The 20659-nt window shown below is 48.2% G+C and carries 18 protein-coding genes and 1 other annotated feature; of the genes, 6 read left to right on the top strand and 12 right to left on the bottom strand.

Annotation, left to right across the window (positions count from 1 at the left end; translation table 11 throughout):
• The first annotated feature begins 10 nt into the window (after window positions 1-10).
• On the top strand, window positions 11-1228 hold the full coding sequence (ftsW, locus tag NYE54_RS11120; RefSeq protein WP_098742818.1) for a putative lipid II flippase FtsW: 1218 nt from the start codon (window positions 11-13) through the stop codon (window positions 1226-1228).
• Window positions 1229-1280: 52 nt separating this feature from the next.
• On the opposite strand, the gene NYE54_RS11115 is transcribed toward ftsW, so the two are convergent.
• Complete coding sequence (locus NYE54_RS11115; RefSeq protein ID WP_009589611.1) at window positions 1281-1667, bottom strand: Asp23/Gls24 family envelope stress response protein; 387 nt, start codon at window positions 1665-1667, stop codon at window positions 1281-1283.
• A gap of 187 nt (window positions 1668-1854) precedes the next feature.
• Here NYE54_RS11115 and cax point away from each other — a divergent pair, with 187 nt between their 5' ends.
• Window positions 1855-2928: a calcium/proton exchanger gene (cax, locus tag NYE54_RS11110; RefSeq protein ID WP_339271998.1), complete on the top strand. Its 1074-nt coding sequence runs from the start codon at window positions 1855-1857 to the stop codon at window positions 2926-2928.
• Window positions 2929-3054: 126 nt separating this feature from the next.
• Here the strand turns inward: cax and NYE54_RS11105 are convergent, their stop codons facing one another.
• From NYE54_RS11105 to NYE54_RS11085, 5 genes are all read right to left on the bottom strand, one after another.
• Entirely contained in the window at window positions 3055-3342 is a 288-nt protein-coding gene (locus tag NYE54_RS11105; protein ID WP_009589686.1) for a YlaN family protein, read from the bottom strand.
• Between the two features lie 150 nt (window positions 3343-3492).
• Entirely contained in the window at window positions 3493-3738 is a 246-nt protein-coding gene (locus NYE54_RS11100; protein ID WP_071223684.1) for an HPr family phosphocarrier protein, read from the bottom strand.
• Window positions 3739-3833: 95 nt separating this feature from the next.
• Window positions 3834-4949 (bottom strand): aminopeptidase, encoded by a 1116-nt coding sequence (locus NYE54_RS11095; protein WP_339271997.1) that lies wholly within the window; start codon window positions 4947-4949, stop codon window positions 3834-3836.
• 131 nt (window positions 4950-5080) lie between these two features.
• Entirely contained in the window at window positions 5081-5914 is an 834-nt protein-coding gene (locus NYE54_RS11090; RefSeq protein WP_083659562.1) for a hypothetical protein, read from the bottom strand.
• Between the two features lie 103 nt (window positions 5915-6017).
• Complete coding sequence (locus tag NYE54_RS11085) at window positions 6018-8009, bottom strand: sensor domain-containing diguanylate cyclase (protein WP_339271996.1); 1992 nt, start codon at window positions 8007-8009, stop codon at window positions 6018-6020.
• 533 nt (window positions 8010-8542) lie between these two features.
• Here NYE54_RS11085 and rpsD point away from each other — a divergent pair.
• Window positions 8543-9145, top strand: coding sequence for a 30S ribosomal protein S4 (gene rpsD, locus NYE54_RS11080; RefSeq protein ID WP_076320710.1), 603 nt, complete (start codon window positions 8543-8545; stop codon window positions 9143-9145).
• Window positions 9146-9231: 86 nt separating this feature from the next.
• Here the strand turns inward: rpsD and tyrS are convergent, their stop codons facing one another.
• Window positions 9232-10485 carry a tyrosine--tRNA ligase gene (gene tyrS, locus NYE54_RS11075; RefSeq protein WP_339271995.1) on the bottom strand — a complete coding sequence of 418 codons (1254 nt, stop codon included), beginning with the start codon at window positions 10483-10485 and terminating at the stop codon, window positions 9232-9234.
• Window positions 10486-10536: 51 nt separating this feature from the next.
• Window positions 10537-10794, bottom strand: a binding site (T-box leader).
• Window positions 10795-10938: 144 nt separating this feature from the next.
• On the opposite strand from tyrS, the gene NYE54_RS11070 reads away from it, so the two are divergent.
• Window positions 10939-14046: a transglycosylase domain-containing protein gene (locus tag NYE54_RS11070; protein ID WP_339271994.1), complete on the top strand. Its 3108-nt coding sequence runs from the start codon at window positions 10939-10941 to the stop codon at window positions 14044-14046.
• Window positions 14047-14270: 224 nt separating this feature from the next.
• On the opposite strand, the gene acsA is transcribed toward NYE54_RS11070, so the two are convergent.
• Window positions 14271-15995 carry an acetate--CoA ligase gene (acsA, locus tag NYE54_RS11065; RefSeq protein ID WP_076320707.1) on the bottom strand — a complete coding sequence of 575 codons (1725 nt, stop codon included), beginning with the start codon at window positions 15993-15995 and terminating at the stop codon, window positions 14271-14273.
• A 286-nt stretch (window positions 15996-16281) separates the two neighbouring features.
• On the opposite strand from acsA, the gene NYE54_RS11060 reads away from it, so the two are divergent.
• On the top strand, window positions 16282-16914 hold the full coding sequence (locus tag NYE54_RS11060) for a GNAT family N-acetyltransferase (protein WP_076320706.1): 633 nt from the start codon (window positions 16282-16284) through the stop codon (window positions 16912-16914).
• 118 nt (window positions 16915-17032) lie between these two features.
• Here NYE54_RS11060 and NYE54_RS11055 read toward each other — a convergent pair whose 3' ends face one another.
• The 4 genes from NYE54_RS11055 to NYE54_RS11040 form a co-directional block, all read right to left on the bottom strand.
• A complete protein-coding gene (locus NYE54_RS11055) occupies window positions 17033-17734 on the bottom strand; it encodes a 5'-methylthioadenosine/adenosylhomocysteine nucleosidase (RefSeq protein WP_339271993.1) in 702 nt (233 codons plus the stop codon).
• Between the two features lie 115 nt (window positions 17735-17849).
• Window positions 17850-18860 carry a catabolite control protein A gene (ccpA, locus tag NYE54_RS11050; protein ID WP_098742808.1) on the bottom strand — a complete coding sequence of 337 codons (1011 nt, stop codon included), beginning with the start codon at window positions 18858-18860 and terminating at the stop codon, window positions 17850-17852.
• A 93-nt stretch (window positions 18861-18953) separates the two neighbouring features.
• Window positions 18954-19301: a bacillithiol system redox-active protein YtxJ gene (gene ytxJ / locus NYE54_RS11045; protein WP_339271992.1), complete on the bottom strand. Its 348-nt coding sequence runs from the start codon at window positions 19299-19301 to the stop codon at window positions 18954-18956.
• Window positions 19302-19396: 95 nt separating this feature from the next.
• Window positions 19397-19558 carry a hypothetical protein gene (locus tag NYE54_RS11040; protein WP_339271991.1) on the bottom strand — a complete coding sequence of 54 codons (162 nt, stop codon included), beginning with the start codon at window positions 19556-19558 and terminating at the stop codon, window positions 19397-19399.
• A 566-nt stretch (window positions 19559-20124) separates the two neighbouring features.
• Between NYE54_RS11040 and NYE54_RS11035 the strand changes: the two genes are divergently transcribed.
• Window positions 20125-20652, top strand: a complete 528-nt coding sequence (locus tag NYE54_RS11035) for a type 1 glutamine amidotransferase domain-containing protein (protein WP_339271990.1) — start codon at window positions 20125-20127, stop codon at window positions 20650-20652.
• The last annotated feature ends 7 nt before the right edge of the window (window positions 20653-20659 follow it).

Here is a 20659-nt window from a genome sequence, read left to right as displayed (position 1 = left end):
GTCGAACATTATGAATACGACCAAACCTCAGCCGAAGAGAGGGACGCCTGATTTTCAACTGCTGATCCTTACCTTGCTGTTAGTGGGATTCGGACTGATCATGGTGTTCAGTTCCAGCTCCAGCTTGGCCGTTTTCAATGAAAAATTCAATAACGATCCGCTGCATTTTACGAAGCGGCAAGTCGCGTTTGCCGTCCTTGGCACGTTGGTTATGTTTGTTGCCATGAACATCAACTATAAGAAATACAAGCAGCTATTCATACCGGTGTTTTTTCTAACCTTGATGTTGCTGATTCTTGTGGTGATCATCGGTTCCGCGACCAACGGAGCCACAAGCTGGTTTAACCTGGGAAAATTCGGCATACAGCCGACCGAACTGGCCAAAATTGCGACCATTGTCTATCTGGCAGCGCTGATTACCAAAAAAGGGGAACGAATCCGTCAATGGAAGGGCGGTTTCTTCCCCGTACTCATTATTGTAGGGGTCGTAGCGGGACTTATCATGCTTCAGCCGGATTTAGGTTCCTGCTTCATCCTCGTGGCTACGAGCGGGCTGCTGATCTATGCTGGCGGCGCCAGCCTCAAGCATATCCTGGGATGTATCTCGCTTGTCGCGCTTGGCCTGGTACTCACTCTGGGCGTCGGTGCACTCTTTAACTCCAGCGGAGATCAGGAGCAGGCTTCCAAGAACTACAAGATGGGCCGGATCGAGGCTTTCATGGACCCGTTCCACGATGAGTCGGACACGGGCTACAACTTGGTGCAATCGCTGATCGCCATCGGCCAGGGCGGTGTCACTGGAGCCGGTTACGGGGAGAGTGTGCAGAAGCTGCATTACCTGCCGAATCCTTACAATGACTTTATCTTTTCGGTCATCGGCGAAGAATTCGGTTTTATCGGAACTGCGATATTCCTCCTGCTCTACTTATACTTTATCCTGCGAGGGATCATTGTGTCGCTTCGCTGCTCGGATCCGTTCGGAACCTTGACCGGCGTCGGCATCATGGGACTAATCGCCATACAGGCCTTCATCAATATCGGTGGGGTTACCAATACCATCCCGATAACGGGCGTTACCCTCCCATTCATCAGTTATGGCGGATCCTCGCTGCTGGTTATGATGCTGAGCATGGGAATCGTGCTTAGCATATCCAGGGACAGCAACCGTCCGATGAAAGAGGAGCAGGTTAAATCCGTAATTAAAAAAGACTACCGGGCAATCGGGTAGTCTTTTTTCTTGTTTTCATCATCAGCGGGGAACGGATCCCCTATAGTACGTCTTATTTAGCTCGAAGCTGAATATCGTCGATTTCATCGTCTTTGAAAGCTACGCCTTCGACCTTCACATTGACCTCAACCACACGAAGTCCTGTCATGCTCTCGACAGCTTCGCGGACATTCTGTTGAAGCATGCGGCACACTTCATGTATGGGTGTCTCATAAAGCACGATAATCCGCAGGTCAATCGCCGCTTCCAGCTGACCTACTTCTACGGTAACACCCTTTTGCACATTTTTGCCGCTCAGTCGCTTAGCCCAGCCCTCGGACAATCCACCGGACATTGCTGCAATACCTGGGGTTTCCAAGGCAGCTAATCCGGCAATTTTCGAGACGACATCATCCGATATTCGAATCAAACCGTTATCCAGTTGAAGTTGTTCCGTCATGCCATTTCCTCCTTCACCTCATTATCCGTTATTGTAAATGGTAACGGACCTAAAAAGCAAATGCTCCTTTCTGAAAAGAAGGATAATTTTCCGAAAAATTTGGGTATATTGTAAAAAGCGATACGAGAATCGTCGTTTCCGCTCGCAAGAACTCATCAATACATAAATCATAAGGTAGGTGTCGATTATGAAAAAATGGCTAAACCCCGCGCTGCTCATCTTCACTTTTTTGCTTAGTGCGCTGGGGCATTTTGCGAATTGGAACTTCACACTCCAATTCATTCTGTCTGCCATCTCAGTTATTTTTGTCGCCGGTTTCCTTGGCAAAGCAACCGAAAGCGTTGCGCATTACGCCGGTCAACGGCTCGGGGGATTCCTGAACGCCACCTTCGGTAACGCGGCGGAGCTGATCATTGCCATCCTGCTGATCAAGGAAGGCTTGTACGATATGGTGAAAGCAAGCATCACCGGCTCCATTATCGGCAACCTGCTGCTCGTCCTCGGACTTAGCCTGTTTGCCGGGGGCCTCAAATTTAAAATCCAAAAATACAACGTGACGCTGGCAGGTCTGAACGGATCCCTGATGACGCTGGCGATTATCGCCCTGTTTATCCCTGCTGTCTTTCTGAATACCCACTCCATTACGGAGAGTGAGACCAAGACGCTCAGCCTCATTGTGGCGGGAATTCTGATCGTAGCCTACATCGCATGGCTGGGGTTCTCGATGATCACCCACAAGAACTATTTGGCGGATGTCAGCGACGATAACGATCAGGATGCGCTGCCGCACGAGCACGGTCCCGTCTGGTCCAAGAAACGCTCAATACTGTACCTCGTTGTCGCTACGGTGATGGTTGCGTTTGTCAGTGAATGGCTTGTGGGGGTGCTTGAGCCTATCAGCCACGAGTATGGCCTTAGCGAACTGTTTATCGGTGCATTCCTTGTAGCGATTATCGGTAACGCAGCCGAGCACAGTGCAGCCATTATGCTCGCCATGAAGAACAAAATCGGCGCAGCCGTTGAAATTGCCGTTGGCAGCAGCCTGCAGATTGCCCTGTTTGTTGCTCCCGTGCTCGTGTTCATCAGCTTCTTCCTTGGGGATACGATGGATATTGTGTTTACCACGCTGGAGCTGGTTGCTATCGGTGTCGCCGTATTCATTGCCAGATCCATTACGCAAGACGGTGCCTCCAACTGGTATGAAGGCCTTCTGCTGCTCGCCGTGTACGTCATACTAGGCGTCTCGTTCTTCCTCGTCTAAATGTAATGTAAGGAAGGGGAAGCCCACACAGTTGCCTACATCGTGTGCGATAATTCACAAGAAAAAAACGCATGCCGCCTGAGTGCGACATGCGTTTCTCTATGTATGCGCCTGTACGAATACAGGCTATTTGGATTGATTCATGGCTTCGTACAGGACCGCCAGATTGCGTTCAAGCTTGCTGATCAGCTGCTTTCCCGTACTTTCCGGAAGAAGCCCGGCCCGCACCGCGAAATCAACCTCTTTTGAAAAACCGTACATTTGGGTATCCAGCACTTCCTCATAGAGAGGGCAATAACGGGTCGCCAGATTCTCCATCTGTACTTCAATAAGCTTTAGGATTTTATCTGCATCTTCATGAAGAAGACTGATCGCTTTTAAATTCAGCTGTTCCTGTAAATCAGATGAAGTCATGATCTTCCCCCCTATGTCAAAAATCACAGCACAGTTACTACCTTTAATATTAGTCGAAATCGTTTCTCAATACAAGGACCTGAACAAAATAGACCCTTTCTCTACGAAAAAACACCCTTCCATTCTATGGAGGGGTGTTTTGGGCGACTGTTATTCAGCCACGACGGATACATTCAAACCATGCTTGGTGAATACGTCGATCATTGCTTTTTTAGCTGCATCAGCATCAGGTCCATGAACATGCAGTTCATAGCTTTGGCTGTTGACAAGCGTTGTGAACAGACCCAAGATGCTCTTAACATCAATGTACTTGTTCTCTGCCTGCAAAACGATGGAGGATGAGAACTGGCTAGCGGTTTGCGAAATTTCTACGATAGATTGATTGTTATTGGACATACGAATCCCTCCGTAACTTTAGGATCTGAATAAAGCTCATCACTGCACCTTCATGATACATTGAATCCGTTTTCTTATGCAACATTTTTTCCAATCTATTTAAGATTTTCCGGATTTAACGCTGCTAGTTCTGGAATAACAAATATACCATCCTTGCGAATCAAGCGATCATCAAAGTAGATTTCCCCGCCGCCGTACTCCGGACGCTGGATCAAAACGAGATCCCAGTGAATCGAGGAACGATTGCCGTTGTCTGTTACATCATATGCTTGACCTGGCGTAAAATGCAGGCTTCCGGCGATTTTCTCATCAAACAGAATATCTTTCATCGGTGTCAAAATGTATGGGTTGAAGCCGATGGCAAATTCGCCGATATATCTTGCACCTTCATCCGCATCCAAAATCTCGTTCAAACGTTTGGTGTCGCTGCCGGTTGCTTCAACAATTTTTCCGTTTTCAAAGCGGAATTTAATATTCTCGAAGGTTACGCCATTGTAGAGAGTCGGTGTATTGTAAGAGATTGTACCGTTAACTGAATCACGAACAGGCGCTGTATATACCTCGCCATCCGGAATGTTCTTCTGACCGGAGCATTTCTCTGCACCAATGTTTTTGATCGAGAAGCTGAGATCCGTTCCCGGTCCAACGATGCGAACCTTGTCGGTCTTTCTCATCAGCTCGGCCAAAGGATCCTGGGCGCGGTCCATTTTGGAGTAATCCAGATTGCACACATCGAAGTAGAAATCCTCAAACGCCTCGGTGCTGGTGTTGGCAAGCTGCGCCATGCTGGCGTTCGGATAGCGGAGAACCACCCACTTCGTACGCTTGACGCGCTCTTCGCTATGTACGGGGTGCGAATAAAGTGCATTATACAGCTTCATGTTTTCCTCAGGCACGTCAGCCATATCGTTGACGTTCTCGCCTGCGCGGATACCGATGTAACAATCCATTTTCTTCATGCGCTCAAGATCCAGCTCAGCCCACAGCTCAAGCTGCTCCTTATTTGCGTTCTTCAGCATGGCACGTTGAACCGTGCGATCTGTCAATTGCACGAACGGGCGGCCACCTTGATTCGAAACCTCCTCAATGATGGCATTCAGCAGATCGCGCTCCGATCCAATCATTTCGATGAGCACATTTTCGCCCGGCTGCATATCTACCGAATAGTTCACGAGATTTTGAGCCAATTTTTGAATTCTGGGATCACGCATATGTCATATCCTCCTTATGATGACTGTTCCCTACGTTATGAATTGAACAGCGGTAAATTTATTCATTATTGTAGCATGCGAACAGCCTTAAGTCAGCGTTCATCGTTAAAAAAATTTTCATGGCAATCCCTTCAATAACCAGTAAATGTAACATCGGACAGCAGCGTTTCCGTGCGGGTTTTGCCTTGTTCATCAACAAAAAACAACGTTCGTTCCATAGTCAGTTTGGTAGGAAGCTGTTTTTTTTGATTAATCGTTACATGAGAAACCGAAACCGTGTCCGCCTTGCTCAACATGCTCTTCATTTCATTATAGTCCCGCTCCCACACGGCCTTCAGTCGTTTGCGTACCTTCGGATCTTCACTGTACAGCGGATCCCCTTTGCGTTCGATCCGTTCCGCCAGCGTCTTCATCTGCTCATCCAGCGATCCATATACCATTTGGGCTGCCGCTTCGGGTGACAGCTCGATGCGCAGTACCTTGGTTCCTCTTGCCGCCCCCAGTTCCTGAGTCACCGTCTTCTCCGAATTCCCGATATATTCCAGTAATTCTAATGGATTCAAGCGGGTTATCCACATTTCCTCGACATGTCCTGATGAGAGTGTGCTCCACTTGCCCTCCTTGCGCTTCAGGGACACGGTAAGTCCATCCGCTTGATATACCGAATCGGCATATACCTTATCCTTATCATTACGTATGGTTGTGCCCTTGTTCCTTGAGGATAGTGTCAGATCCGTATGATGCTGCAGATTGCCTTCAAATGCCAAACTTTGCTGAAACGGTCCGTTTTCTCCGCTCCGAATCGCCGCTTCTCCCCGAAAAGAGAAATTATCAACGCCAGACAGCCCCGACAGGGCGCGGTTAAACGACTCTTCGGCAGACAATTGATCTTGCCAGGCACATCCGGTTAAGCAAAAGACAAACAAAACCATTCCGATGACGCTCCGTGATCTTCTTATTCTCATAATCTTCAGCCCCTCATTGATCTTTCTCTTAGGCTATCCGCGGTCCATGACATTATGCAGATGACAGAAAAAACCCTGCAGCCACTAAATAGCTGCAGGGTTTTTAATCTAATCCGATTTCAGCCTCGGCCCTCTCCACGACAATCCGGTTGCGGCCACCATTCTTCGCTTCGTAAAGAGCCATATCCGCTCGATAAAAGAGGGACTCCACGCTGATCTTGTCATTGGTCCAGTTCCATTCGGAAATTCCGCAGGACACCGTTACGCGCGGGTCGGTCTCTTCCGATACCCTTATGCGAATCCGTTCGGCGACCTGCATCGCCTGCTGAATGCCGAGTCCCGGCAAATACACGGCAAGCTCCTCGCCTCCCCAGCGGGCCGGAATATCGCTATGGCGAATCGTTGTCTTCACGATACTGCTGACCTGCTTCAGAATTTTGTCCCCCCGCTGGTGACCGAACGTATCATTAACCTGCTTGAATGCATCGATATCCACAACAATGAGAGAACCGCAAAAATCACGAGTCTGACATTCATGGATCATTTCATCAAGATAATGTCTCGCATACAGTTCAGTCAGCATATCCCGGTTCGCCATTCTTCTCACTTCCGCATGCAGGAAGGCATTGCCGATAGCCAGACCAATATGGCTTGTCAAAGCTTGAAGCAACCGATAGCTGTCATACGAAAAATAATGCCGCTTCGCATGGGTGAGAAGGACAACCCCCCGCACCTCACCGTTTACGGTAAGCGGAGTAGCAATCATCGAGCTGGAATGAGTGCTCTCCATTAGCCGGGATTCCGCCGGACGTTCTTCGTTATAGTCTGACAGGATGAGCGGTTCCTTCGAATGGTAGACTAGGCCGCCCAAACCATAATCCTTCTCAAAGACCTCCTTGGCAAGCCATTCGGCGTTGCAGGATACCACTTCAAGACCGCCAAGCTCCTCGTTATAAATCAAAATGCAGCAGTAATCGGCCTCAAGAATCTTTAGCAGCTCATGGTTGGCAAATTGAAATATCTCCGCCAAATGCAAGCTTTTGTTCAACCGCTGTGTCAGTTCATTAATCATACGGAGCTCATGAATCATCAGGTTGGACTGCTCGTACAATTTGGCATTCTCAAACGCGGTGCCCGCAGCATCGGCCATCATAGAGAGCAATTCCAGATCCATATCGGGCAGCTCAGACTTGTCCACTTCCACATGGAGCACGCCATAAACGCCCTGCTTGCCTCCCATGGGAATCCCGATTTCCACGATCGAATCGGGTTCCTTATGTTCATCAATCGTGAGGGTACCCTCCATAAATGTGCGGACATAAACCTCTCTCTGCCAATGATGAAGCAGCAGGGGACGCACCAGCGGATGTCCGCTCTCATGGTCCTGAGACATAAACAATTCAACTTTGGCCTTGGGATACAGTGCCAGAACACTGTCGATAGCCTCCACCAGCACATTGTCCACATTAATCTGCACATGCATCCGCTTTACATACTGAAACATGATGGAACGCCTGTGCACCTCACGCTCAGCTTGGTTGTGGACTTTCTCCAGATCATCGGCAAATACGTATTCCAACTTCCGATAGAAGCAGGAACGAAACAATAACGCATGAGTTTCTGTCAGCATAAGTGACTGTTCCGGCTCCATCTCAAGCGAGGAAACACTGACCATCACCGCAAATACATCGCCATGAATGCGAGTGAAGAGCGGGACAGCGCACAGCACGCTTCCCTCCAAAGAACCCTTTCCCATCCCTTGGGCGGCTTCTTTGGAGTTTAAAGTAAGCGATAATGTCTCATCTTCACTTGCGTTAAGGTATTGCGTTATTTCGGACGCCCCTGTCAGCCAAGCTCCCTCATGAGAAAGAAGGGCCCAGCTGAATTTCTTCATCGCCTGTGTGCCTGCGCTTTCTCTTAGCCACTCCAGATAGCTGTCTGATATGAGAGGCTGAATATAAGGGAAATCATGAGGTGTAATATCCAAGCTCTGAAGCCAAAAACGAGGCCCATTTCCAGGAATTGGCCCAGCATCATTAAACATAACTGCAGAACCGGGAGAGCTTTCATACGCTTTCCGTTGATCTTCTGACATATTGGGCGCTCCTTTGCACCATTATAAAAGGCCTATCCAAGACTGGCGTTCGGGATTCATAATGTAAGGATCCATTTGGCTGCCGCATTTAATAACGGTAACCCAGCTGTTCAACATATTGGGAGGGTCATGATAAACACAAAAGATGTTACGATATGTAACTAGATAAATGAGACTACTTAATCCAATATCATCTTACTCTTTTCTACCCATTTTTGCATTAAAATTTATGCGTTTTTCACAATATTTTTAGGTCTGTGGTCCTATCGACAAAATTAGACAAAAACCAAGTTATAGTAAGTTGCAGGTTGAACTTGACTTTATATCATTACTTCATATAATATTTATTGTTGAGTAAGAATGCAATGCATTCCATGAATTTGGGCGGGTTGTGTCACCCTCACGTTATTTGTTACTGCCAGGACAGCGGCTGAACTTTCCTGGCAGATCTTCCGGAGATTACGGCTAGAGCAAACAAATACGGCGCAAATAGAGCCCTAATGAAACTTTAATTAAAAAGGAGTCTATATAACATGGCACGTTACACCGGTCCTAAATTTAAATTAAGCCGTCGTCTGGGAATCTCCCTGAGCGGTACAGGTAAAGAATTGGCTAAACGCCCTTTCCCTCCAGGTCAGCATGGTCCTAACCAACGGAGAAAAATTAGCAACTACGGTATGCAGCTTCAAGAAAAGCAAAAGCTGCGTCACATGTACGGCTTGGGCGAGAAGCAATTTAAAACCTTGTTTAACAAAGCAACTGGCATGAAAGGTATCGCTGGTGAGAACTTTATGTTCCTGCTTGAGAGCCGTCTGGACAACCTGGTTTACCGTCTTGGCTTCAGCAACTCCCGTGCGGGTGCTCGTCAATTGGTAGCTCACGGTCACGTGACTGTGAACGGCAAGAAAGTCGATATCGCTTCTTACGCTGTAAGCACTGGCGATGTAATCGGTCTTCGTGAAAGAAGCCGTAGCCTCTCTTCCATCAAGGAAGCTTTGGCTAACCGCGTACATCTTCCAGCTTACCTTGAGTTTGATGAAGCAGCAATGGAAGGGAAATACATCCGTCTTCCAGAACGTTCCGAACTTTCCCAAGATATCGATGAGAAACAAATCGTCGAATTCTACAACCGTTAAGATTAACTCGGAACCCAAAAAACCTGAAGGCCTTGGCCTTCAGGTTTTTTTATTATCGAAATGAATCCTCCGCAAGTTCAATCATCTTAAGAAAACTTCAATCTGGCAAATTTACGCTTGCCTACTTGAACCACATCCCCGTCTTGAGGAGCGATTTCACCGTGGGTGTCGCTGCACTTTTCTCCATTCCATTTTACAGCCCCCTGCTGGATACTGCGTCTGGCCTCACCATTGGAAGCGGCAAAACCGAGCAGTGTCAGCATTTTGATAAGCGTAATCTTTCCTTCCTCCAGTTCTCCTTCGGGTACAATATAATCCTCAATGTCTTCAGGAAGTGCCTTCTGCTGGAACACGGTCACAAAATGCTGCTGTGCGGCATCCGCAGCCTCCCTCCCATGATACATCCGAACGAGAGTGTGCGAGAGACTCATCTTGGCATCCCGGGGATGAACGCTTCCGTCCCGAAGCCCCTTCTCCAGTCTGGTTACCTCCTCACCTGCCATATCGGTGGCCAAGCCGAAGTGCTTAAGCATAAGTTCGTCCGGAACGGACATGGATTTACCGTAAATCTCATTTGGCTCTTCATCGATACCGATGTAATTCCCCAAGCTCTTACTCATCTTCTGTATACCGTCAAGTCCTTCGATAAGCGGCATCGTGATCGCAACCTGAGGCTCTGTGCCATACTCCTTCTGCAGGGTCCGCCCCATCAGCAGGTTAAACTTCTGGTCCGTTCCCCCAAGCTCGACATCGGTCTTAAGCGCTACAGAATCCATACCCTGCATCAACGGGTAAAAGAACTCGTGGATGCTGATCGGAAGCCCGCCCTGGTAACGTTTAGTAAAATCATCGCGCTCCAGCATCCGTGCCACCGTAACCTTTGCCGATAAGCCGACCACTTCAGCAAAAGTCATCGGCGCAAGCCACTCGGAGTTGTAGTATACCTTCGTTTTTTCTGGATCCAATACTTTGTATATTTGTTTCCTGTACGTTTCCGCATGACGCCTCACATCCTCTTCTGACAATTGCTTGCGCGTCTCGGATTTGCCTGTCGGATCTCCGATCCTGCCAGTAAAGTCCCCGATGATGAGCTGTACTTCATGTCCGAGTTCCTGGAACTGACGCAGCTTCTGCAGCACGACGGTATGCCCGACGTGAAGATCGGGCGCTGACGGGTCCATTCCCAGCTTCACGCGCAGCGGCTCGCCGGTTACGACCGATGTCATCACCTTCTGCCTCATCTCTTCTTCCGGAATGATCTCCACCGCTCCACGGGAGATCACCTCCATCTGGCGTTCCACCTCCTGCTGCTGGACATTCGATAACACATCCCATTTCATGTTTCCATACACCTCCCTCTAAATTTGAACGCAAAAAAGCTCCTACTCATCCCAAGGGACGAGTAGGAGCGCTCGCGTTACCACCCTAATTAAAATCCGTTGCCTCAGGAACGGATTTTCACTTCATTGCCATAACGGGTTGTCATCCCGGAACCGGACTACTGTAACAGCCGTACTGGTGCACGACTCTGTTTCCCCCGGTCAGCTCCGGACGGTAATTCAAAGGGGCTCGTTATCGGTTTGCACCACCCACCGACTCTCTGGAAACGAAAGGCTCCGCCTTCTACTGGGGTCCTTCAAAGCTTTTCACGATATGAACTTTGCATTATTTGTATCATATGCTTCCCGAAAAAGTCAATCTTCCTCAAAAAAGGACACGCTATGTAGGGACACATGATTCAAAACCTTCGATTTATGCTATAATAGGTGCGTTAAAAGGAGGAGTATACATTCATGGTTGAGGAGAAAAAACAAGAGCCTGAAAAACAGAAGAAACCGCGTAAACGGTCCTTTCTGCGGGTACTCGGATCCGTCATCGGATGGCTCTTTGTGGTAGGTCTGATGGGCGTTTTGTTCGCCGGAGGAGCCATAGGTGGCTACGTAACCTCTATTGTTGAGAATGAGCCGGTAAGATCCAGGGCTCTCATCGAGAATACGGTGAACGATAATGCTATAACGGGCTTCGCCTACTTCGCAGATGGCTCACCGATCGGGCAGCTTAGAACCGAAGAAGACAGACGACCTGTGGAATTCAAGGATATTCCCCAGCTTGTGAAGGATGCCGTCGTATCCATAGAAGATAACCGTTTTTATACACATAAGGGTGTTGACATAAAAGGTACCGCTCGCGCCGTTAAGGAACGCGTGCTGAACGAGTCGGTTCAAACCGGCGGCAGCACGTTGACGCAACAGCTGGCCAGGCTCACTTTTTTAAGTCGCGACAAAACCGATAACCGCAAGGTCAAAGAAATGCTGCTGGCCATGCGGATGGAACGCTTTTTGAGTAAAGACCAAATTTTAACAGCCTATTTGAACAAGGTTCCTTACGGTAACGGTTCCAGCGGATACCAACTGTTCGGGATCAAGGCTGCGGCAAAAGGTATATTTAACATTAACAATCTGAATGATCTGAATGTGGCTCAAGCTGCATATTTGGCAGGTCTTCCGCAGCTACCGTCCTCCTACTCTGCCTTTAACGGCAAGGGGGAATTTGACGAGAAATCATTCAACCGTGCAATAAACCGCCAGCACCGCGTACTGGGAAGCATGCTGGAAGAAGGTAAAATAACGCAAACTGAGTATGAAGAGGCCCAGGCATTCGATATCAAAAAATCGCTTGCTCCTCGCACGCAGAAGGCCTATGTGACTTATCCTTATCTCATGATGGAAGTAGAGCGCCAAGCATCGAATATCCTGATGAAGCTGAGCGAGGAAGCCGAAGAGAACGCAAAAGGCACGCAAGCGAACTCCGATCTGATGGATGCATCCCGAGCTCAGCTCAGCACCGGCGGTTACCGTGTTTACACCACCATCGACCGGACATTATACAAGACCATGCGATCCATCGCAGAGAATGACAGCAACTACGTGCCTGACAGCGCGGAAAAAGGAATGGAGCAAACCGCCGCGATGATGATCGACAACAAAACCGGCGCCATTCTCGGGATGATTGAGGGCAGGGATTTTAACACAGAACAAATGAACTACGCTACGCAAATGAAACGACAACCTGGATCTGCCATGAAACCTATTGCCGCCTATTTACCGGCACTCGATTCGGGGGCGATTCAGCCTGCCAGCGTGGTGGACGATTCACCGATCATCTTAAAGGACTACAGCAAAGTGTTCCATATTCCTAAAAACTCGTACAGCGGGTATAGGGGATTGATGACGGCAAGACAGGCACTGAACAATTCAACCAATACGGTGGCGCTCAAGTTGTTTAACAACACGGTTGGCATCGAGAAGGCTTGGGAGTTTTCCAAGAAGCTGGGTATCACTACCTTGGAGGAAGACGATTATAATGCTTCCACCGGTGTACTGGGGGGGCTGCATTACGGGGTGACAGTGGAAGAACTCACTAATGCATACAGTGCCATCGGCAACCAAGGCAAATTCACGGACGCCTTCATGATTGAGAAAATCGTGGATTCCAAAGGCAATATTGTCTATAAACACGAAGTAAAGCCGGAGCAGGTATTCTCTGAACAAACCGCGTATCTCATGACGGATATGCTTCGTACCGTCATTACGAACGGAACAGGCAGCAAGGTCAGAGACACGTACAAGAAATTTAATGAGGTTCCGGTTGTTGGTAAAACCGGATCCACCCAGAACTACGGGGATGTCTGGTTCATGGGATACTCGCCTGACGTTACGCTTGGCGTATGGGTTGGATATAAGGAACAAAAAAATACGCTCGTCGGAGACCAGCGCAAGCACGCCCAGGCCATTTGGGCCAGAATCATGAACGAAGTAACGGACGTGAAACCGGAGCTGTTCCCGACCAAAACGTTCGAGAAACCTGAAGGCATAACGTCCAAGACAGTTTCAGCTTACAGCGGCAAGCTGCCGACGGCCTTAACGGACAGATTCGTAACGGATCTGTTTAATGTGAAGTTTGTGCCTACCGAAAGCGATGACGGTATCGCAAAAGCGAAATACATCACCTATCGGGGTGTAAATTATATTCCACAGGAAGCGACGCCTTTGGATATGTTGAGAGAACAAATCGTAATCAAGCGTGAGAAGCCCCTTGATGAGCTGATTGTAGAACTGCAGAACGCCTTGAAGGTCATGAAAGGTGAAAAGAGATCGCTGGAGTCTTATCTTCCCCAGGACGCGAAGAAAGGGATGCCAAGCAAGGTTGACCCTAGAACAGATGACGGCAAAGCCCCTACCCCACCGAAAAACGTACATTATTCGATGGGCAGCGGCTCCATCAGCTTTAATGCCAGTGGATCTCCTGATGTTGTCGGATACCGGCTCTTTAAGTCCGTTAACGGCAGTCCGTTTACACATCAAGGGCAGGTGGTGCTCGGCGACGAGAGCCTTGTCTTCTCGGGACTTGGAGCTGACGGAATGTTTACTTCCTATTACGTTGTTGCCGTTGACGTAGCCGGCAAAACATCTGAACCAAGCGCTATTGTGGGCGGTACAGCACCTGGATTCGAAGTTCCAGGCGATAACGACACGAATCCGGATGACGACATCGATAATCCTGATGACGGCATCACAGAGGGAGATCCCAATGACGACCTGGAACTTGGGAATGAAGGCGCTACTACCGTACCGTCTGCACCAGGTCAGCCGACCCTTGGGGCTACCCCTGAGGGCTTCCAGGCCACCTGGAGCGGCAATGCTCCAGAGGAAGAAGTAATGGTCTACAACATCTACATCAGTCCGAACAGTGATGGCAATTACCAGCTTCTTGGCTCAAGTAAGAGCACGGAGTTCTACTACTCCTCGGGTAACCCAATCGGCGGTACCTTTAGAGTAACTGCCGTAAATCCAATCGGTGAATCTGCAGCTTCACCGGCCGTATATTTTGAGAAAAAATAGATTGGTATACTAAAAAGCCAGCCCCTCTACAGAGATCATCTGTTAGAAGGGCTGGCTTTATTTTTTAGGTAAAGCAGATACTTCTACGTATATTCCATGAGGACAGACTGCATCTTGCAAGATAAGAAGGTTAACCTCGGAAGTTTAAACTTTCTCTAAAAAAAAAGACTGACAATGGAAATGGTGGTCACCATCTCCATTGTCAGTCTGTTCTTGATCACGGTTTAATCTTCAATCGTGGACAAATCGCCTGTCGGAAGATCCAGTTCCCACGCTTTCAATACGCGGCGCATGATCTTACCAGAGCGCGTCTTCGGAAGTTTATCCTTAAACTCAATTTCACGAGGTGCGGCATGAGCGGAAAGTCCTTCCTTTACGAAACGGTAGATTTCATCCTTGAGCTCCTGAGTAGGTGTATACCCCTCACGTAAGGAGATAAAGGCCTTTATGATCTCGCCACGGGTTACATCAGGCTTACCGATCACGCCTGCTTCAGCGACAGCGGGATGCTCAACCAACTTGCTCTCCACTTCGAACGGTCCGATTCGTTCACCGGACGAATTAATCACATCGTCTATTCTGCCCTGGAACCAGAAGTATCCTTCTTCATCCATATATGCCGAATCACCTGAAATGTACCAGCCCGGAATTCGGAAGTATTCTTCATACTTCGCCTCGTTGTTCCAAATTTTTCTCATCATGGACGGCCAAGGTGTCTTGATGGCCAAATTACCCATCGTGTACGGAGGCACTTCTCTCCCCTGATCGTCCAAAATCTTAGCTGTAATGCCCGGCACCGGACGCCCCATGGATCCTGGCTTGATCGCCATGCCCGGGTAATTACAGATCAGCTGTCCGCCCGTCTCTGTCATCCACCATGTGTCATGGATACGCTGCTTATAAGCCTTGTGTCCCCAACGCACCACCTCGGGATTAAGCGGCTCACCAACAGATAAAATATGCCGTACATGGCTCAAATCATATTGGTCGATAAGGTCGGAACCGGCACCCATCAACATGCGGAAAGCGGTCGGAGCGCTGTACCATACCGTTACCTTATTGTTCACCAACGTGCTGTACCAATCCTGTGGACTGAAACGGCCTCCGCGAATGACATTGGTAACCCCATTCAACCACGGTGCAAAAATACCATAGGACGTACCGGTTACCCAACCCGGGTCCGCCGTGCACCAATATATATCATCTTCCCTTAAATCCAAAACAACCTTGCCCGTATAATAATGCTGAATCATGGCATTCTGCACGTGATACACGCCCTTCGGTTTCCCGGTAGAGCCTGATGTATAGTGCATGATCAATCCATCTTCCCGCTCAAGCCATTCAATCTCCAGCTCACTTGATGCAGCCTCTACTTCCTCGTGGTAGCTTACTAGCCGCGAGTCCTCCTCCTCAATCTCGCCAACAACAAAAATATGTTTCAGTTCAGGCAACTCGTCTCGCTTCACACGTGACAACAGTGCAGGCGTCGTAATCAGTGCAACAGCACCACTGTCCTCCAGACGGTCCTTTACCGCCGTTTCCATAAACGCCTCGAACAATGGGCCGACCACGGCGCCTACCTTCAGAATGCCCAGCAAACCGGCATAGAGCTCAGGGCCGCGCGGCATAAAGATAAATACCCGATCACCCTTGCCAACACCATATTTGCGGAGTACATTACCGAACTTGTCGGATTTCTCTTTCAACTGCGCATAAGTAATAGATTCCTCGCGATTGGCGTCACTGTACAGGAGAGCTACCTTGTCTCCTCGCCCCTCTGCTACATGACGATCAATAGCTTCATACGCCATATTTACTTTGCCCGTCTCATACCAAGTAAAATGTCTCTCGATTTCGTCCCATGAAAACTCGGAGCGTGCCTGCTCGTAACTCTTCATATTGGAATGTGAAACTTCACTTGGCAATATTTCGCTATGCGTTTGATTCATGATAACATCCTCCTCATTCTCAAATCGGTCTCCTCATAGTGGACAGCGCTTACAAAATGATTGAATGAAACATACATTTTACACATTGCGGTGGGTCGTCACGTTGTCGCAGTCATCGAGTCATCAACCCTTAGAATTCGCAAGGAAACATATCGTTAAGTACAACATAAATGTGAAGATTTTATGTCGAAAAGATTATATCATAGCTCTTGTTTGCCTGTCATTGCTTTTCATTTTTTTATTTTTTTGCTATAAGTAGGGTATGGAATTGAAAGGAGCGTAACGGATGGAACACTGCAAGGTATACCTGTCTCATGTTTTGTTCCCTGAAGACCGCCGCCTGATCATCGAAGGACCTGTACCTCCCGAGCAACTATCCGAGCTAACCATGCACCCTGATCTCAAGGCTTTTCGTCGTCCTGCGGAGCAGCATGAGGCATTGGTGGAAATTGCAGGCCTGCCCGAAGGCAGAATCATCATCACGAGAGACCAAGATATGATCGTTGGATATGTAACATTTCATCACCCGGATGAGCAGGAACGCTGGTCCGAGGGCAATATGGAAGATTTGATTGAACTTGGTGCCATCGAGGTAGCAAAAGACTACCGTTCTCTGGGACTTGGGCAGCAGATGATCAAGACTGCATTTGAAGAAGAACAGATGGAGCGTTACATCGTGTTTACGACCGAGTACTACTGGCATTGGGATCTTAAAGGAAGCGGCCTTAACGTATGGGATTACCGCAAAATGATGGAACGGTTAATGAAAATCGTGGATATGGAGTGGTACGCAACCGATGATCCGGAAATCTGTTCCCATCCTGCCAACTGTCTTATGGTCAGAATCGGGCGGCACGTACCGCTTTCATCACAAGAACAATTCGATCGTATCCGTTTCAGACAGCGGTTTATGTATTAAGTCGATACCCAATAAAATAAACAAAAAAACAAACTCCCCGAGAATTTGCCACAGGGGAGTTTGTTATCTGCGGGCGCATAACTGAATATACATACCGACTGCTTGCTCAAATTTGTTACTAGAGTTTGCCCAGCATGTAGTTCACGATTTCGTGCGAACGCTTGGAAGCTTTCACTGTAAACTCAGGGAAGTTGACATGGGCAGAGCCGTCAGCCTTATCTGACATGGATCTGATCACCACATATGGCACGCTGTTCATATAACACACCTGGGCAACAGCAGCACCTTCCATTTCCGCGCAAGCCCCGTTCAGATCCTCGTAGAGCGTCCGTACCGTTTCACGGCTGGCAATGAACTGGTCGCCGGACAGAACCTTCCCGATGACGTAATGATTCACCGCCTGCTCTTTGCACGCTTCCTTTGCCAGCTCGATCAACGACGGATCCGCAGGAAAATCAGACACTTCCTGATACGGAATCAAACCGCGCGCAAAGCCGAGCGGAGTCACATCCATATCGTGCTGCATGCAGGAGGAAGAGATGACGATATCGCCAATATTCAGCTCCGGATGCAGCGCACCCGCTACGCCGGTAAACAATATTTTAGAAACGCCATAGGTGTCAATCAGGATTTGCGTGGTAACCGCGGCATTCACCTTACCCACCCCGCTCTTGCATACAACGACTCTCTTGCCATGAATCGTTCCTGAAGCATATGTAACTCCTGCACGGACTGCTGTTTCTTTATTCTCCAGTTGACTGAGCAGCAATTCCACTTCTTCGTCCATGGCCCCGATTAGGCCGATAACCTGTGTTGTCATACCGATATCCCTCCTGAATTCAAGACCACATATAAATCCCACCAGAAAAAAGCCCCTTAAAATCAGGAGCTTTCTTCAAATCAATAGATGTCTAAACAGCTTTTATTCACACTTCTTACTCGTTCACATGACTAACCGAAAGCCGAAGAATCGTTTCATGCGGCAGAATCACGCGAGGATTCTCCACATTCTCCTTCTTCATTAGCTTGGTAAGCAAACGCATAGCTACAGCTCCCAGATCATACATCGGTTGAGCTACCGTTGTCAGCTGTGGACGAACCATTGATGCCATCCGGATATTATCAACGCTGATAATAGAGAAATCATCCGGCACTTTATAGCCTTCATCCTGAATGCTATGAATAGCGCCAATTGCCATCTCATCGGTAGCAGCAAAAATAGCCGTCGGTTTCTTCTTAAGCCCCAGGAAGTATTTCATCGCTTCCACGCCGGACTCATAGCGATAGTTACCAATCCGCACCAGATCCTCTTGATACTCAATGCCAGCTGTCTCCAGTGCCTTCTTGTAGCCTTGGAAGCGTGCATAACCGTTCGCCGGATCCTGCAGCGTTCCGCTGATCATGGCAATCTCACGATGCCCGTGCCGGATCAGTGTGCTTACCGCATCAAACGCAGCTTGTTCATGATCAATGTCGACCGAAGGATAAGAACCTCTCTCATCACTTGTCGCACAAAGAACAATCGGCACAGCCGATGTCTGGAACGCCTGGATATGCTCGTCCGTCACCGTTCCACCCATAAACAACAGCCCGTCCACTTGCTTCTCAAGCAAGGTGTTGATAACGCGGATTTCTTTTTCCTTACGTTTGTCGGCATTACACAAAATTATATTATAGTGGTACATGTTAGCAATATCCTCAATACCACGGGCAATCTCCGCAAAGATCGAGTTCGAAATATCAGGGATCACAACGCCGACGGTTGTGGTCTTCTTGCTGGCCAGACCTCTGGCTACCGCATTCGGACGATACCCTAAACGTTCAATCGCTTCGTATACTTTTTTCCGGGTCTGAGGCTTAACGTTCGGGTTATTGTTTACAACCCGTGATACCGTCGCCATGGAAACGCCTGCTTCGCGCGCAACATCGTAAATGGTTACCGTCAAATTCCTTCTCTCCATTGCCAATAGATTTTCATTCGTTCAATACCAATTGAATTTATGATACGACAAATTACTGCTTTGTGCAACGACACGGCATTAGATGCCGTCCAATTGAGCTTTCAGCGCTTCAGCCGTAATATGGGAATGGGATGTATGCCAGACTGGCGCTCCTTCTTTTACAAGAATAACTTGTGGCGATTCGTGCTGTATGCTTAGAGTTTCCGCAGCCTGATTCGACACCGGACGGTCGGCAATGACATCGATCCATACATAGTCAATCCGCTCGTTCGGCTGGTCCTCAAGGTAAGCTTGCACTTCCTTATAAGCTCCGGCACTAATTGGGCATCTGGTACTATGTTTGAACAACAGCAAGGGCCTCTGCTCGGAAGATTCAATCGTGTTGCGTAACTCTTCTATAGTAGTCATTTTCGTCAACGTCGCCATAGGATATACATTCCCTTCATTGTATTGAAGTTCCTATCCTCTATCCTAACAAAAAGTGCGTGAAAAATCCAACAACCGCGAAAATTTTCTGAAAATTATCTTGCATAATTGCCCGAATTTTCAGGAATGAGGGATTTGATGGTGCTTAATTGCTCAAGACGTCCCTCAATTTGTCTCATCCAGTCACCGTCGCCCATGCTCTGGGCATAACGAAATAGATCCAACAGCATATTAATTCGCTCATCAAAGACTTCCATGCAGCGTGCCTGCCATTCTACCGACAAATTATCATCGTATGTACGGAACACTTCTCGAAGTACGTATGCAGACTCATTAACATCTGCGAACGAAACGCGTATTCGTCCGGTTTCATTGCTAATCGATGCGAGATAGCGAAGTAAATCCGGTTTAATAAGAGGTAGAAGCTCATACTTCATACAAGACTGACAGGCATAAACAGGAACATGACATATTCGAGTCTTTCTTTCATGAATCAGCTTCCTTAATTCCAACTTCATCCATTGTCCGCAGTTGCAGGTTTTGAACAAAATGCCCACCCCAAATCCTATCACGTAATCTAATACCAACAGCCCTATGTCACAAATCTGTCACCTGAACTAGTTCTATTCGACTATCATACCAGAGAATCCTGCTATTTTGTGATAATGCTTTATTTACCAGATATGTTTCCAAATGTTTGTTCTTTGGTCGCTCCTATGAAACCCCTGTCCATATTTGTTACAATGAATACAGTCTTAAGAGACCTATTCGATCATGTTACGGATATATCAAGCAATCTGCAGAGAAAGGGGCTAAATCGATCATGAGATTGGCTGGAAAAAAAGTGATAGCGCTTGTAGACGAAGAATTTGAGGATCTGGAACTATGGTATCCCGTTTACCGAGTCCGGGAAGAAGGGGCCGAAGTCCATCTCGCCGGATTGGAAAAAGGAAAAACTTACACAGGCAAATATGGTGTTCCCGCTCAAGCTGAGTATTCCTTTGAAGAACTGAAAAGCGAGGATTATGATGGAATTCTCGTTCCGGGCGGCTGGGCGCCGGACAAGCTGCGCCGTTATGATAAAGTGCTGCAACTCGTTAAAGAGATGAATGCGGACAAAAAGCCGATCGGACAGATCTGCCACGCCGGATGGGTGCTCATCTCTGCCAAAATCCTGGACGGCATTACGGTGACTTCCACACCGGGAATCCGGGACGACATGGAAAATGCCGGTGCAATCTGGAAGGATGAAGCGGTCGTAACCGATGGCCATATTATTTCCGCCCGCCGTCCTCCGGATCTGCCGCCGTACGGCAAAGCCTTTTGCGATGCTCTGGCACAGCAAGGCTAAAGCTCCC

It is taken from the genome of Paenibacillus sp. FSL K6-1330 (genome assembly GCF_037976825.1).
Lineage (GTDB): Bacteria > Bacillota > Bacilli > Paenibacillales > Paenibacillaceae > Paenibacillus_AQ.
This window is presented reverse-complemented; position numbering and strand designations above follow the sequence as displayed.